Source organism: Actinomyces sp. HMSC08A09, from assembly GCF_001807465.1.
In the GTDB taxonomy this organism is placed as follows: Bacteria; Actinomycetota; Actinomycetes; order Actinomycetales; family Actinomycetaceae; genus Actinomyces; species Actinomyces oris.
The window spans coordinates 1-15,159 of sequence record NZ_KV789137.1; the positions used below are offsets into that span (position 1 = coordinate 1).

Genomic DNA, 15,159 nt, shown 5'->3' on the forward strand with positions numbered 1-15,159 from the left:
CAGAAGTGAGGAGACAGCACAGTACCCTTACCCTACGAAGCCGAGGCTTAACCTACGATCGCGCGGGCGTACCCGTCTCCTGGGTGTAACCGCGGGCCACTGCCCAGGTCCAGATGCGGTCCAGTTCGGCATCGCCCCGGCGCACCATCATGGACCTCGACAGACCGCGACGAGTCAGCCCCGGCAACCAGACGGCTCGCCCTTGAGGGACCCTGACGTAAGCTCGGGCGCTCAGGCTCACGCCGGCAGCATCCCCGGCGTCCCCGGTGAGGAGGGCCAGGACGATGAGGACGAGCCCCAGGAGAATCACCAGCAGCGGGGGCGCACTGGGGCGCTTGACGAATAGGTCGCTGCGGGACCGGGGCCAGGGGATGTCGCGCCGGAAGCCGAGAACTCGCGTGTGGATACCGCTGGAGTCGAATTCGGTCCGCATGGACATCACCATCGGAACCGGCACCAGGAGTATCAGCCCGGTGATGAGCATGGTGAGGCCGAGCGTGGAATCGTCCCCGCCACCAACGATGGTCTTGAGCCCGGACGCCAGGAGCAGCAGCCCGACGGCGCCACACAGAACGAGCACGATCCAGCCGGACCCGGTTGCGGCGGTACGGCGGACCAACCTGTCGGTCACCGGCACAGCGGATGCTCGCTCGGGACGATGCACCGGCGGCGTGAACGTCCGGGCCGCGGGGACTCCCTGGAGCGCAACGACGGGAACGGGGACCGGAGGGGCCGATGGCTGCTGGTAGTTCGGTCGGCCGTCATTCGATCGACCGCCACCAACTCGGCCGTACCCGGCCGAGCCGTACTGACCGGGTGCCCCCTGAGGAACGGCCCCACCGTAGGGGTCGGGGCGGCTCCCGGGCCGGCCGTAGGGAACGGGCCAACCGTCGGACGTGCCTGTCGGTGGTTGCGTCATGGGAACCTCTTCATCAAGGCGGTCAGCACCAGATCGTGGACGGTGGGGTGCCATGAGCGTATTCCACACCGGCCGCGACCACACCGCCTCCAAGGGCCCAGTCCTCCCCATCGACCGAGAACGCTGGAGGAGGCTGCGCGTCCTCAACGTCCACCGTGTGCGCCCCGACTCAGGGGCGGTTCAGGCCCTGACGGCGTTCCTGCCTCGCTCGCAGTCCCTGCTGGACACCGAGCACGCCGTTGAGCTCGACGTACTCGCCCGTCTCCTGGGTGTATCCGCGCGCGACCGCCCACTCCCAGATGCGGTCCAGCTCGGCGGTGCCCTTCGCCTCCAGCGCCTGGGCACTGACTCCGGACCAGGTCAGACCGGCCAGCACGAATGCCTTGCCGGCGGGGTCGATGACGTGCCCCTCGGCGTGACGGATCTGGATCTTGCCGGCGGCGACGCCCAGGGCCGCCGGCGCACCGGGGACCTTGACGAACAGCCCCGTGCGCGACCGCGGCCAGGGAATATCGCGGCCCCTTCCGCCGGCCCCGATGTGGATGCCCGTGGCGTCGAACACCGTGCGCACCGACATGAGGAACAGGATACCGAGCAGCAGGAACAACCCGAGGAGCAGCAGGATGACGAAGGCACTGATCGTGCCCTTGTCCCCGAGATGAATGAGGTTCCAGACCGCGCCGGCCAGGCACGCCAGCCCAAAGCCGCCGCCCACGAGAAACTGAATGCGGCTGGAGGTCGTCGCCGTGGGCTTGAGGACCAGCCTGTCCTGTTCCACGGGGATGGGGCCGAGCCGGGAGGGCTGGTACTCGTACTGCGGGGCCGAGGAGGACTGCTGCGCGCCCGCGACGCCGTAGGAAGCCGCCTGAGGCCCTGCAGGCTGTCCGGCCTGCTGACCGTACTGAGCCTGAGGTCCGGGGTAACCGTACTGCACAGCTCCGACCTGACTCGTCTGGCCGTACTGGGCCTGAGGTCCGGAGACGCCGGCTTGACCGTAGGGGTTCTGCTGGGCGGGGGCACCATACTGGCCGGGCTGTCCGGGCTGACTGTAGGGGCCGTTGGCCGGTGGCTGGCTCATGAGCACTTTCCTCGATGGTTCTTCACATGCGCGGAGTCCTGATCGGACCCGGACAGGATACCGAGACAGTCACACGGCAGCCTCAGGCAGGACTCCCCATCCCGCCCTCGGAGACGAGGTGGACCGCAGCAATCCTCATCGTCCCCGTGGTCCTTTCTCATCCAGCGCGGAGGCGCTCAGGACTCACGTACGTATCGGTCTCCCAGGTGTAGCCGCGCGCGATGGCCCAGTTCCAGATCCGATCCAGCTCCGCCGAGCTTCTGCGCTCCGTGCCGGACCTGGACAATCCTCGGCGCGACATTCCTGCAAGCCAGACAACCTGCCCCTCGGCGTCGAGGACGTAGGTCCGAGCGGCCAGACTCATGCCGGGGAACTCATCCGGGGTCAGGTTCCCATCGCTCAGGAATACCAGAACCACGATGAAGAGTCCGGCGAAGGCCATGATGAGGAGCCCCAGGACCGGGTTCTTAGCCGGCCGCTGGACGACCAGCCCGCTGCGGGAGCGGGGCCACGGGACGTCGTGCGCGCTCCACAGCCCCCGCACATGGATCCCATCCGCATCGAACCACGTCCTCCTTGAGGCCGCCACCGAGACAGGGACGAGGAGCAACAGCCCGAGTATCAGCGCCGTGAAAAACGCTCCGCCCCATTCCCCCACGAAGAGTCGCGCGATGTTCAGCAGGTATAGCCCTGGGATGCCACAGAAAATGAACACGATCCAGCCGGAGCCGGTGAACGCGGTTCTACGCACCAGCTTCTCCGTGACCGGCGAGATCGGCGGCACCCGATGACGCCGTCCCGGGTTCCACTGGGCAGGCCAACCATTGGGATCGTTGACCGGCGGCTGACTCATGAATATTTTCCTCAAGGGGTTCTTCGGACTTATGGGGGCTGACGACGCTTTGTCAGCCTATCGCCCTGGCTCTGTGCCGGCTTTTGGTAGTACTCCCCATCGGCCCAGCCTGCGCTTGGCAGTTATCTGTCGCCGGTCAGGCGGCGCAGCACGCGTACCCGCGGACTCCAGGACGCGGGCCGGGCCACCGAACCGGTCACCTCCCGCTCGGCGTTGTCGAGGAGGTCCTCGACGACGGCGTCGTGCAGGGGCTCGACCACGGCCGAGAACATGAGCCGCATGGCGCCGCGGGCACGGCCGATGAGGACGTGGCGGATGCGGGTGCGCTCATCGTCCAGGGCGTCAAGGCTCAGTTCATGGGCGCCGATGATCCCTGTTCGCGGACGGAAGGTGAACCGCACTCGCCGGCCGGGCTCGTACTCGCTCACGTAGTAGCGGATGACGCCATGGCCGCCGTCGGCTCCCACCGCCAGGGGTCGGTCCAGGACCATCGGCGTCCAGGACTGCGAGGGCCAGAGCCGGTCGTCCTTCTGTCCCAGCCCGTCAAGCAGGGCCCCAAGGGACTCGATAGGGGCGTTGATGACGCGTTCGTGAACGTTGCGGATCATGAGTGCTCCTCCATGGTTGTCGCCTGGCTGTCGCACAGCTGTCGGCCGCTTGTCTGACAGGATCGCACCCGACCATGAGGTCGCACAGGACTGCGGCGCGCCGCAGCGAACCATCCCCAGCCCATCCAGGGCGGTCAGCTCACAGGTGCAGGAGCATGCGGGCGTTGCCCAGAGTGTTGGGCTTGACCCGGGCCAGGTCGAGGAACTCAGCCAGACCGTCGTCGTGGGAGCGCAGCATCTCGGAGAAGACGTCCGCACCCACCGGGGTGCCCTCGATCGGCTCGAAGCCGTGGGCGCCGAAGAAGGGCTCCTCGAAGGTCATGCAGAACACCCGCTTGAGCCCCATCTCCCGGGCCTGCGCGATGAGCTCGCGCAGGATGGCTGAACCGAGCCCGGTCCCCACGGCGTCGGGATGGACGGCCAGGGTGCGTACCTCGGCGATGTCGTCCCACATGACGTGCAGAGCCCCGCAGCCCACGATCCTGGGCGTGGCCGACGCCTCGTAGCCGTCTGCTCCACCGGGCCCGGCGACGCCGGGGATCTCCTCGGCGACGATGAACTCCTGGATGTCCTCGAAGTAGGAGATGAGATCCTTGGCGATGAGGACGCGACGCTCAGCGTAGGGCCGCACCAGCTCGGCGATGGCGCGCACGTCCGCCGGGCGGGCCGGCCGCAGGATGCGTCGGGAGCCGTCGACCCCGTAGACCTCGGCCCGGCGAGCTGCCCGGCCGGTGGGCAGGTGTTCATCTGTCCTGACAGCAGTGCTGTTCATCGTCGTCCGCATTCAGTGAGACTCAGTTCTGGTCGTGGGCCCCGCGAGCCGGTGCTCCACCGACGACGTCGGAGCCGTGAGCAGACCGCAGCGCGATCCGGGCCCACATCCTGCCACGTTCGCGACTCATCGAGAACCGCCTCCCTTCTGGCCGCGGGCCTCGGCGAGATCCAGGACGGCGCGGGCGGTGGCGTCGTCGACGACGAGATCCGTGGCGGTCCGAGCGCGCAGCGCGGCCAGCAGGGCGCGGGCCTTGCCGGTTCCCGCGGCCACGCACAGGCGGCGCGGAATCCGGGCGAGCTGGGCGGGAGTCGGACCGGTGGCCCGGGCGTTGAGGGCGACGTCGCGCCAGGAGCCATCGGCGCGCAGCAGGACGGTGCACACGTCCCCCACCACATTCTGGCGGCGCAGCACGGCCTGGTCCCGGGCCGTGAGGTGACCGCCCTCGTAGACCTGAGAGGGCAGGGCCCCGTTGAGGGCATCGAGGGCGCCGACGCCGAAGACGGCCAGGCTCGCACGCCGCACCACCGACAGGACTCGCTTGACCGAACGCTCCGACCACATGGCCTCGCGCGTGGCCACATGGTCGAAGAAGGCCGGCACCGGGAAGGAGATCGTGCGCGCCCCCAGCGACAAGCGCATCCGGGAGAGCACCTCGCCGGCACTGGGCCCCTCACGCACAGGATCCGAGGCACCGTTGAGCTGGACGACGGTCAGTCCCGGAACGGACCTCGAGGGCAGGGCGGCGCTGACCTCCGACATGGTGGTGCCCCAGGCGACGCCGACGACGACACCTCCTGTGTCAGCGTCCCGACCCGACCCGGCGGACTCGCCGGCCGCGGCGGGCTTGTCACCCTCGGGACCACCGGACTCAGGCGCACCAACACCTCGGCCCCGGCCCGGCTCAGCCAGGGCCTCGATGAGATCGACCATGTGCGCGGCAGCGACGGAGGCGACCTGCTGGAGGCGGTGGATCTCCGTGGTGCCCTCGCGCACCGGGACGATATGCGTGCGAACCCCGAAGACCTGGGCCATCCGCCCCTCCAGGGAGCCGGCGCCCCCGGGCTGGACGAGGCTGACCCGCACGACACCCTCCTGGCGGGCACGTGCCAGGAGCCGGGAGACGGTCGAGCGCGACACCCCCAGGTGGTGGGCGATCACCTCCATCGTCTCGCCCTGGACGTAGTACATGGAGGCCGCCTCGTAGGCGCGCAGGAGGCCGCCGGGGTCAGCGGCACTGGCCGCGCTCCCGGCCGCGTCAGCAGCGGTTCCGCCAGTCACGTCTTCCTCCTTGCTCCACCCGGCTCCGCCCTCCGACGACGGGCCGTTCCACACGGCTGCTGCGCACCGTGGGAGGGAACGATCCTGCCGCCTGCGACATCGGATGTCCTGTTCAGGAGAGCCGTCCACACAGTTGTGCGGACATTCTTGTGGATACCTCGAAAGTCTCGTGCACATTCGTGCACATCCCTTGCGCATTCTCCCACGCTCGGCGGACAGTGGTGTCCGCCACCACACAGGGGCCGTGCGAGCGCGAGGGAACGCGGCGGGCCCCGGCGCCGGAAGCCGGGACCCGAGCTGCCTCCCATCCGGCACCCCGGTCAACGCCGACCGGCCCCGCACAGACCCATCAGTCTCGATCTCACGACACGTAGGAGCCCAGGAGCCATGACCTCCACCCGCAAGCCCTCGTCCAAGAAGACCCCCCGCAGCTCCGGCCCGGCTGGTCCCTCCTACCCCGCACCCATCCAGGACACCGCGCTCAACGCCGCCCAGCGCGAGCGCGCCCTGGATGAGATGTCCTCCGCCGAGGGCCTGGACGTGCTGGTCGTCGGCGGGGGCGTCACCGGCGCCGGCATCGCCCTGGACGCCGCGGCCCGCGGCCTGCGCACCGGCATCGTGGAGATGGGCGACTGGGCCTCGGGCACCTCCTCGTGGTCCTCCAAGCTCGTCCACGGCGGCCTGCGCTACCTCTACCAGCTCAACTTCGCCCTCGTGCACGAGGCCCTCACCGAGCGCGGCCGCCTGCTGAGCACCACCGCGCCGCACCTGGTCAAGGCCCAGCCCTTCCTGTGGCCGCTCAAGCACCACTACGAGCGCTCCTACTCCGCGGTCGGCGTGGGGATGTACGACGCCCTGGCCCTGGCCGGCTCCCGCGGCCGCAAGACCGTGCCGATCCAGCGCCACCTGGGCCGCAAGGGCACCTCCGCCCTGGCCCCCTCTCTGGACACCAGCGGCCTGGCCGGCTCCATCCGCTTCTTCGACGCCCGGGTCGACGACGCACGCCTGGTCATCGACCTGGTGCGCACCGCCGTCGGCCTGGGGGCGCTGGCCGCCAACCGCACGAAGGTCACCGGCTTCCTCACCGACGAGCGCGGCCACGTCCACGGCGCCCGCGTCACCGACCTGGCCACCGGCACCGACCACGAGATCCGGGCCAAGCGCACCATCAACGCCGCCGGCGTGTGGACCGAGGACGTCCAGGACCTGGCCACCGACGCCGGAGGCCTGAAGGTCCTGGCCTCCAAGGGCATCCACATCGTGGTCCCCAAGGAGGCCATCGACGCCGAGACCGGGGTCTTCCTGCGCACCGAGAAGTCCGTCCTGTTCATCATCCCCTGGCCCGAGTACTGGGTCATCGGCACCACCGACACCCCCTGGGATCTGGACGTCTCCAAGCCCGTGGCCACCGCCGCCGACGTCGACTACATCCTCGAGCACGCCAACTCCGTGCTGTCGCGGCCCATCACTCGCGCAGACATCATCGGCGTCTACGCGGGCCTGCGCCCCCTGCTCCAGCCCAAGCTCAAGCCGGGTGCCGAGGCCGCCTCCACGAAGGTCTCCCGTGAGCACACGGTCACCCGGATCGCCCCGGGGCTGACCGCCATCGCCGGCGGCAAGCTGACCACCTACCGGGTCATGGCCTCCGACGCCGTCGACCACGCCCTGGGCGAGGCCCTGTCCCACGCCCACCCCTGCGCCACGCAGGAGCTGCCCCTGGTGGGTGCGGCCGGCTACCACGCCCTGGCCAAGCGGGCCGGGCGGATCGCCGGGGAGCGCGGTTGGACCCTGGAGCGGGTCACCCACCTGCTGGACCGCTACGGCGACGAGACCCCGGCCCTGTTGGAGGCCATCGACGCCGCCGGACCCGAGGAGCGCCTGGGTGAGCCGTTGGAGGAGGCCCCCACCTACCTGCGCGCCGAGGTCGCCTGGGCCGTCACCCACGAGGGCGCCGAGAGCCTCGACGACGTCCTGCTGCGCCGGGTGCGCCTGGACCTCTCGCGCCGTGACCGGGGCCTGGCCGCCGCCGACGAGATCCTGGCGATCATGGCGCCGCTGCTGAACTGGTCCGAGAAGGACGTCGCCGCCCAGAAGGAGGCCTACGCCCAGCGCGTGGCCCAGATCGCCGCGGCCGAGGCCGAGCTGACCGACGCCGCCGCGGTGGCGCACATCACCGAGCCGATCTAGTCTCCTGCTGGCCGAACGGACCGCCGCCGGTACCGCTCGGCCAGCAGGCTCCCCGTGGTGCCCGTCAGTTCCCGTGGAGGCGGGCACCACGACCACCCACCACCCACACCCCGGGCCTCGCAGTCCCGAGTACACCCGCACACCGTCGTGCAGAAAGAGAGCCGCACATGTCTGCGACCCTGACCCAGATCTTCGCCTCGGAGGCTCTGGGGACGTTTCTTCTCATTCTTCTGGGCTGCGGCGTCGTCGCCGGTGTCGTGCTGCCCACCTCCAAGGCCAAGGACAGCGGCTGGATCGTCATCACCATGGCCTGGGGACTGGCGGTCTTCGTGGGTGTCTACGCCGCCTACAAGACCGGCGCGCACCTCAACCCGGCAGTGACCATCGGCCTGGCGGTCGCTGGACGACCCCTGGCCGAGGGAATCTCCGCCACACCGGTCAACATCCTCGTCTACTGCGCAGCCCAGATGGTGGGCGCCATGGCGGGCGCCGCCACCGTCTGGCTGTCCTACAAGAAGCAGTTCGACCAGGAGGCCGAGCCCGCTTCCAAGCTCGCCGTGTTCGCCACCGGCCCGGCGGTGCGCTCCTATGGCTGGAACGTCGTGACCGAGGCGGTGGGCACCTTCGTCCTGCTGGCCTGGATCCTCGCCTCGGGCAAGACCCCCTCAGGCCTGGGCCCGCTGGCCGTGGCCATGGTCGTCGTCGTCATCGGCATGAGCCTGGGCGGCCCCACCGGCTACGCCATCAACCCGGCCCGTGACTTAGGACCGCGCATCACCCACGCCCTCCTGCCGATCCCCGGCAAGGGCGACTCGGACTGGGCCTACTCCTGGGTCCCGATCGTCGGCCCGCTCATCGGCGCCGTCGCCGCCGGGCTCATCGTCCCCCACGTCGCCGGGCTGTTCTGAGCCCGCACGCCCCTTGACCGCATCGACACCATCGCTGCCCAGCGCAGTTCTCACCACCGCCCCCTCACAACGCAGTGAAAGGACATTCCTTTGAGCCCCAACAGCACTGAGAAGAAGTACGTCCTGGCCATCGACCAGGGTACGACCTCCTCACGCGCCATCCTGTTCAACCACGACGGCGAGATCGTCGCCGTCGACCAGAAAGAGCACAAGCAGATCTTCCCGCGCGCCGGCTGGGTCGAGCACGACGCGAACGAGATCTGGGACAACATCCGCTTCGTCGTCAGCGGGGTGCTGGCCAAGGCACAGATCAACCGCCACGAGATCGCCTCGGTGGGCATCACCAACCAGCGCGAGAGCGCCGTCGTGTGGGACAAGAACACCGGCGAGCCCGTCTACAACGTCATCGTCTGGCAGGACACCCGCACCCAGAAGATCTGCGACCGCCTGGCCGGCGAGGACGGTCCCGACAAGTACAAGGACCGCGTGGGCCTGGGGCTGGCCACCTACTTCGCCGGCCCCAAGGTGGCCTGGATCCTGGAGAACGTGGCGGGCGCCCGCGAGCGCGCCGAGGCCGGCGACCTCCTCATGGGCACCATGGACACCTGGACGCTGTGGAACCTCACCGGCGGGGTCAACGGTGGTGTGCACGCCACCGACGTCACCAACGCCTCGCGCACGATGCTCATGAACATCGACACCCTGGACTGGAACCCGGAGATCTGCGCGGACATGGGCATCCCCGTCTCCATGCTCCCCGAGATCCGCCCCTCCTCGGGCGTCTTCGGCTACGGCCGCAAGAACGGCCTGCTGGTGGACACCCCCATCAGCGGCATCCTGGGCGACCAGCAGGCGGCCACCTTCGGGCAGGCCTGCTTCGAGAAGGGCCAGGCCAAGAACACCTACGGCACCGGCTGCTTCATGCTCATGAACACGGGCACCACCCCGGTGCGCAGTGAGAACGGGCTGCTGACCACCGTGTGCTACCAGATCGGGGACGAGCCGGCCGTCTACGCCCTGGAGGGCTCGATCGCCGTGGCCGGCTCGCTGGTGCAGTGGCTGCGCGACAACCTGGGCATCATCGCCGACTCCAAGGACATCGAGGCCCTGGCCTCCAGCGTCGAGGACAACGGCGGGGCCTACTTCGTGCCGGCCTTCTCCGGGCTGTTCGCCCCGCACTGGCGCCCTGACGCCCGCGGTGCCCTGGTGGGTCTGACCCGCTACGTCAACAAGGCGCACATCGCCCGGGCCGTGGAGGAGTCCACCGCCTACCAGACCCGCGAGGTCCTCGAGGCCATGAACGCCGACTCTGGGCAGGCCCTGACCGAGCTCAAGGTCGACGGCGGCATGACCCGCGACGAGCTGCTCATGCAGTTCCAGGCCGACCAGGTGGGCGTGCCCGTGGTGCGTCCGAAGGTCGCCGAGACCACGGCGCTGGGTGCCGCCTACGCCTCCGGTATCGCGGTGGGCTTCTGGTCGGGCACCCAGGACGTCATCGACAACTGGGCCGAGGACAAGCGCTGGGAGCCGACCATGGAGGAGGCCGAGCGCGAGCGGCTCTTCCGCAACTGGAACAAGGCCGTCCAGCGCACCCTGGACTGGGTCGACGAGGACGTCGTCGAGTAGGGCCGATGTCCGACAGTACTCAGGCGGCGCTCGCCGGCACCGCCTGAGCGCCCAGTCTCCCGGACGCCGCCGACGGGCCCACCTCCCCATGGGCCCGTCGGCGGCGTCCTTGCGCGCCACTAGTCCTCTCATACACTGTCGAGGCCCATGAATGGTCGGTAGATTCCTGGGTGGCGCTCCCTGGCCCGCCCGGGGAGTACTTCCCGTCCCCCTGTCAGGAGTCCCTGTATGACGGCCCACCCACCCACTGCCCACGTGTCCCCACCCGCCTCCGCCCCGTCGGCCTCGACGCCGGCGCTGCCCGTCGATGATTCCGACGAGCTCTCTAACACCGGCACCCCCTCGGGTGCCCGCACGGGCGAGCGGATCCTCGAGCGGATCGAGTGGGCCGACGTCGTGCGCATCGCGGTGGTGGGCGTGGCGGCACTGGGTGCCTGGATCGCGGGCACGACCGGCACACCCGGCTGGGCCGTGGGCGCCGCCGGGGCGGTGGTGCTGGCAGTGGGCTGCTGGCCGCTCTTGGTCGAGGCGACCGGTGACCTGCGCGAGCGGCGCATGAGTATGGAGCTGTCGATGCTCCTGGCCATCGTGGCGGCCGCCGTCATCGGCGAGTGGGTGACCGCCCTGGCCGTGACGGTCTTCGCGCTGTGCGCCGAGGTCCTGGAGGAGCTGTCAATGGATCGGGGGCGCGACGCCCTGACCGATCTCATGTCCTTCCTGCCGCAGACCGCGCGGGTGGTGGGGGCCCCGGAGACCACTGAGTCCGCCGAGTCGGCCGAGGCCGCCGAGGCCTCGCAGTCCCCCGGGGTCACTGAGGTCCCCCTGGACGAGGTCCGCCCGGGGCAGGTCATCGCCCTGAGTCCCGGGGGCCGGGTGCCGGTCGACGGCGTCGTGCGCACCGGTAGGGCCGACGTCGACCAGTCCCGGATCACCGGGGAGGCGCTGCCCGTGCAGGTCGGGCCGGGTGACCGGGTGCCGGCCGGCTCCATCACCCGTGGCGCCCTGGAGCTCGAGGTGGAGCGGGTCGGCGAGGAGTCCTCCTACGGGCGGATCGTGGCCGCGGTGCGCCACGCCCAGTCCTCGCGCGCGCCGGTCCAGCGCCTGGCCGACCGGCTGGCGGCCCGCATCGTCTACCTGGCGCTGGCGGCCGCCCTGGTCACCTTCCTGGTGACCAGGGACGTGCGCGCCACGATCTCGGTCATCATCGTGGCCGGGGCCTGCGGGGTGGCCGCGGGCACTCCCCTGGCGGTTCTGGCGGCCATCGCCCGCGCCGCCCGTTGCGGGGCCTTCGTCAAGGACGGTACCCACCTGGAGCAGCTCTCCGCGGTGGACACGGTGGTGGTGGACAAGACCGGGACCCTCACCGTCGGCGAGCCCCGGGTCGTGAGCGTCCGCCCCACCGAGGCCGCCGCCGGCGAGGGCGAGGTGCTGGCCCTGGCGGCTGCGGCCGAGTGGAACTCCGAGCACCCCATCGGCCGGGCCATCTACGCCGAGGCCGCCGTGCGCGATCTGACGGTGCCGATGCCCGGCGACGTCGCCTACTCCCCCGGGGCCGGCGTGAGCGCCCACGTCGAAGGACGCCAGATCACCGTGGGACGCTGCCGGGGACAGAAGAACCAACCGGAGCAGGACGCCTCCGACTGCGACGACGAGGCCGCCCTGAGCACTGAGTCCGACCCGGAGGCGCCGTCGGCCACCTCGGTGGTGGAGGTGCGGGCCGACGGACAGCTCCTGGGCACCATCGCCCTGGCCGACCGGTTGCGTCAGGGGGCGGCCGCCGCCGTGCGGGACCTGGGTGACATGGGCCTGGAGGTCCTCATGCTCACCGGCGACTCGGCCGCCTCCGCGCGCCACGTGGCCGGCCTGCTCGGCCTGGCCGAGGAGCAGGTGCGCGCCGACCTGCTGCCCACCGACAAGGAAGAGGTCGTCGACTCGCTGCGCCGGGCGGGCAAGCGCGTGGCCATGGTGGGCGACGGCGTCAACGACGCCCCCGCCCTGGGCGCCGCCGACGTCGGCATCGCCATGGGAACCGGCACGGACGTGGCCCGCGAGGCCGGGGACGTCGTGCTCGTAGGCTCCGCCCCGGCCGACCTGGTCGAGACCGTGCGGGTGGCCCGCCGGGCCCGGCGCATCATCATGGTGAACTTCGTGGGCACGGTGGTGGTCGACGTCGTCGGCATGATCGCCGCCGGGCTGGGGTTGCTGGGGCCGGTGGCCGCGGCCCTCGTGCACGTCGTCTCCGAATCGGCCTTCATCCTCAACTCGGCCCGGCTGGTGCCCCGGCGCCGCCGCAGACGCTGAGCCGTCCGGCCACCGACACCCACCGACACAGGCCGCAGCACCCGCGTCTTGAGGGCCTGGCACTGGGCGCCATGAGCTCCAGGCCGCCTCGACCGCCGCGCCCTACGTCCCCACTTTCACCTGGAAGAATGCGCGAAGACGGCGCACGGCCCCCGCATATGGTGCACAAGTCACCGTCTCCATGGCATGATCGTTGGGCCTTAGTACCCAGGACGCAGCAGCGCGGCTGCCAACCCAGCCCCGCTGACGACCTGGACGACCCATCAGTACTCACAGTGGAGTAGCCATGACGCCAGCCGTCCTGTCAGCCCTGCCGACGCATCCGGCACCGCTCGCCCCAGCCTTGGCGGGACTGCCCGCCGCCTTCACGCCGTCGACCACAGCCGTGGGCGGCAACGTCTACCTCACCGCCGCGGTGGGGCTGCTGCCGCTGGTGGTGTTCTTCGTCCTCATGGGCGTGTTCAAGGTGGCCACCCACTGGTGCGCCATCATCTCCCTGGTGATCGCCGCCGCCACCGCGATCACCCTGTTCCACATGCCGGTGGGCATGACGGTCATGAGCGCCACCCAGGGCATCGCGCTGGGATTCGTCCCGATCATCTACATCATCATCGCGGCCGTGTGGCTCTACAACCTCACTGACGTCTCGGGTCGCTCCAAGGACCTCAAGGCCGTGTTCAACGTGATCGGCAAGGGCGACATGCGCGCCCAGGCCCTCATCGTGGCCTTCTCCTTCTGCGGACTGCTCGAGGGACTGGCCGGCTTCGGCGCCCCGGTGGCCATCGCCGCCGCCATGGTGGCGACCCTGGGCCTGCCCAAGCTCAAGGCGGCCGTCGTCGTCATGGTCGGTAACGCCATCAACGTGGGCTTCGGCGCCATGGCCATTCCCACCACGACCGCCGGCAAGCTCGGCGGCCAGGAGCCGGTGAGCGTGGCCACCGCCATGGGGCACCTGACCTGGGTGTTCTGCGCCTTCATCCCGCTCCTGCTGCTGTTCATCCTCGACGGCGCGCGCGGCGTCAAGCAGCTGTGGCCGCTGGCGATCGTGGCGGGGCTGGCCACCGGAGTGGGGCACTTCTTCACCCCCTCGATCTCCTACGAGCTCACCGCCGTGCTGGCCTCCCTGCTGGGCCTGGCCGCCTCCTACGTCTTCCTGCTGGTGTGGACCCCGACGACCCCTGAGGAGTACCGCTCCCAGGTGGCCGCCGACGACGCCCCCGACCGCGAGCGCGTCATCCTGGCCCTGCTGCCTTACATCCTGGTGGTGGTCATCATCGCCACGACCAAGCTGTGGACCCTGGGCATCAACCTCGACAAGGCCTTCAAGGCCACCGACCTGCCCGTGAAGTGGCCCGGCGTGTACGGCCAGCTCCTGACCGCCAAGGGCGAGGCCTCCAAGAGCGCCATCTACAACCTTCAGACCCTGTCCAACCCGGGCACCTGGATCTTCCTGACCGCCATCATCGTCACCTTCATCTACGCGGCGCGCTCGGTGCCCGGCAAGTTCGAGATGAGCGTGGGCAAGGGCTTCGCCACGCTGGCCAAGACCTGCTACACGCTGCGCATGGCGATCCTGACGATCGCCGCCGTCATGGCCCTGGCCTACGTCATGAACTTCTCCGGCCAGACCTCCGCGATCGGTGCGGCCCTGGCCGCCACGGGCGCCGCCTACGCCTTCCTCTCCCCGGCTCTGGGCTGGGTGGGCACCGCGGTGGCCGGCTCGGCGACGAGCGCGGGCGCCCTGTTCGCCAACCTGCAGGCCACCGCCGCCCAGGGTGCCGGGCTCGACCCGAAGATCCTGCTGGCCGCCAACACCATCGGTGGCGGGCTGGGCAAGATCGTCTCCCCGCAGAACCTGGCCATCGCCTCGACCGCGGTGGACGCCCCCGGCACGGACGCCGAGATCCTCAAGAAGGCGGCGCCCTACTCCATCGGGCTGCTGCTGGTGCTGGGCGCTCTCGTGTTCCTGGCCTCCCAGGTGGGGCTGGGGGTCTGAGTCCGCTCGAGCCTGACTCCTACGGACGGCGCCCCCGGATCCTTCGCGATTCCGGGGGCGCAGTGCGTGTACTGACGCCTCCGGCGTCGGTGGCAGCAACAGCCACAGACAGCTCGAGGCCGGGACCTGATCCCTCGCCTGAGCCTGGCACGGTCCACGGGCGTCGCGGGCAGTTCTCCGTGAGGCACCGGGCCTCCTCCGCGGGCGTTTCTGATGAGTCTCGTCGTCATGTGGACAGGGAGGAGCGGCGCCGACCATAATGGCAGGGAGCCACCCGGGTACTAGCCGGGCGACTCCCCTAGCAAGCAGTCAGCCTCAGCTGAACCACTTGCTCAGGGCATCCACCAGGACACCAACGGCCCGGATCAGGCGAGCGATAGAGGTCAAAACGTCGCTCACCTTCCGGGCCGTTACCTTGCCCCGGCGGACTTTCGCGTTCCGGCCTTTCAGCTTGGACACGGCCCTCACGCAGTTGCGGGCCGAGCAGCTGCACATTCCCTCTGGGGCTTGTGCATCTCACGCAGTCGCCGACGGCACCGTCGCAGGTTCCGTGGGTCTCACAGGCCTCGCAGGATCCGACTCGGCAACAAGCGCGGGGCTCTGTTCGCCAACCTGCAGGCCACCGCCGCC

Annotated in this window: 11 protein-coding genes; 5 read left to right on the forward strand and 6 right to left on the reverse strand. The window is 70.1% G+C overall.

The window, feature by feature from the left end; genetic code table 11:
- Positions 1-52: 52 nt before the first annotated feature.
- The 6 genes from HMPREF3165_RS09515 to HMPREF3165_RS09540 form a co-directional block, all read right to left on the reverse strand.
- The gene (locus HMPREF3165_RS09515; RefSeq protein ID WP_256275251.1) at positions 53-631 is read right to left on the reverse strand and encodes a hypothetical protein; all 579 of its coding nucleotides are present in this window, start codon (positions 629-631) and stop codon (positions 53-55) included.
- A 457-nt stretch (positions 632-1,088) separates the two neighbouring features.
- The gene (locus HMPREF3165_RS09520) at positions 1,089-1,997 is read right to left on the reverse strand and encodes a hypothetical protein (RefSeq protein WP_083303279.1); all 909 of its coding nucleotides are present in this window, start codon (positions 1,995-1,997) and stop codon (positions 1,089-1,091) included.
- Between the two features lie 157 nt (positions 1,998-2,154).
- The gene (locus HMPREF3165_RS09525; RefSeq protein ID WP_256275252.1) at positions 2,155-2,850 is read right to left on the reverse strand and encodes a hypothetical protein; all 696 of its coding nucleotides are present in this window, start codon (positions 2,848-2,850) and stop codon (positions 2,155-2,157) included.
- A 122-nt stretch (positions 2,851-2,972) separates the two neighbouring features.
- Entirely contained in the window at positions 2,973-3,458 is a 486-nt protein-coding gene (locus tag HMPREF3165_RS09530) for an SRPBCC family protein (RefSeq protein ID WP_070512852.1), read from the reverse strand.
- A gap of 139 nt (positions 3,459-3,597) precedes the next feature.
- Positions 3,598-4,230, reverse strand: coding sequence for an amino-acid N-acetyltransferase (locus HMPREF3165_RS09535; RefSeq protein WP_070512856.1), 633 nt, complete (start codon positions 4,228-4,230; stop codon positions 3,598-3,600).
- Positions 4,231-4,356: 126 nt separating this feature from the next.
- Positions 4,357-5,511, reverse strand: coding sequence for a sugar-binding transcriptional regulator (locus tag HMPREF3165_RS09540; protein ID WP_070512859.1), 1,155 nt, complete (start codon positions 5,509-5,511; stop codon positions 4,357-4,359).
- Between the two features lie 387 nt (positions 5,512-5,898).
- Here HMPREF3165_RS09540 and HMPREF3165_RS09545 point away from each other — a divergent pair, with 387 nt between their 5' ends.
- From HMPREF3165_RS09545 to HMPREF3165_RS09565, 5 genes are all read left to right on the forward strand, one after another.
- Complete coding sequence (locus tag HMPREF3165_RS09545; protein WP_070512861.1) at positions 5,899-7,698, forward strand: glycerol-3-phosphate dehydrogenase/oxidase; 1,800 nt, start codon at positions 5,899-5,901, stop codon at positions 7,696-7,698.
- A 167-nt stretch (positions 7,699-7,865) separates the two neighbouring features.
- Positions 7,866-8,606 (forward strand): MIP/aquaporin family protein, encoded by a 741-nt coding sequence (locus tag HMPREF3165_RS09550; RefSeq protein WP_070512864.1) that lies wholly within the window; start codon positions 7,866-7,868, stop codon positions 8,604-8,606.
- 90 nt (positions 8,607-8,696) lie between these two features.
- Complete coding sequence (gene glpK / locus HMPREF3165_RS09555) at positions 8,697-10,232, forward strand: glycerol kinase GlpK (RefSeq protein ID WP_070512868.1); 1,536 nt, start codon at positions 8,697-8,699, stop codon at positions 10,230-10,232.
- A gap of 228 nt (positions 10,233-10,460) precedes the next feature.
- Positions 10,461-12,533 carry a heavy metal translocating P-type ATPase gene (locus tag HMPREF3165_RS09560; RefSeq protein WP_083303280.1) on the forward strand — a complete coding sequence of 691 codons (2,073 nt, stop codon included), beginning with the start codon at positions 10,461-10,463 and terminating at the stop codon, positions 12,531-12,533.
- Between the two features lie 286 nt (positions 12,534-12,819).
- Positions 12,820-14,529: an L-lactate permease gene (locus tag HMPREF3165_RS09565; RefSeq protein ID WP_070512871.1), complete on the forward strand. Its 1,710-nt coding sequence runs from the start codon at positions 12,820-12,822 to the stop codon at positions 14,527-14,529.
- Positions 14,530-15,159: the final 630 nt, after the last annotated feature.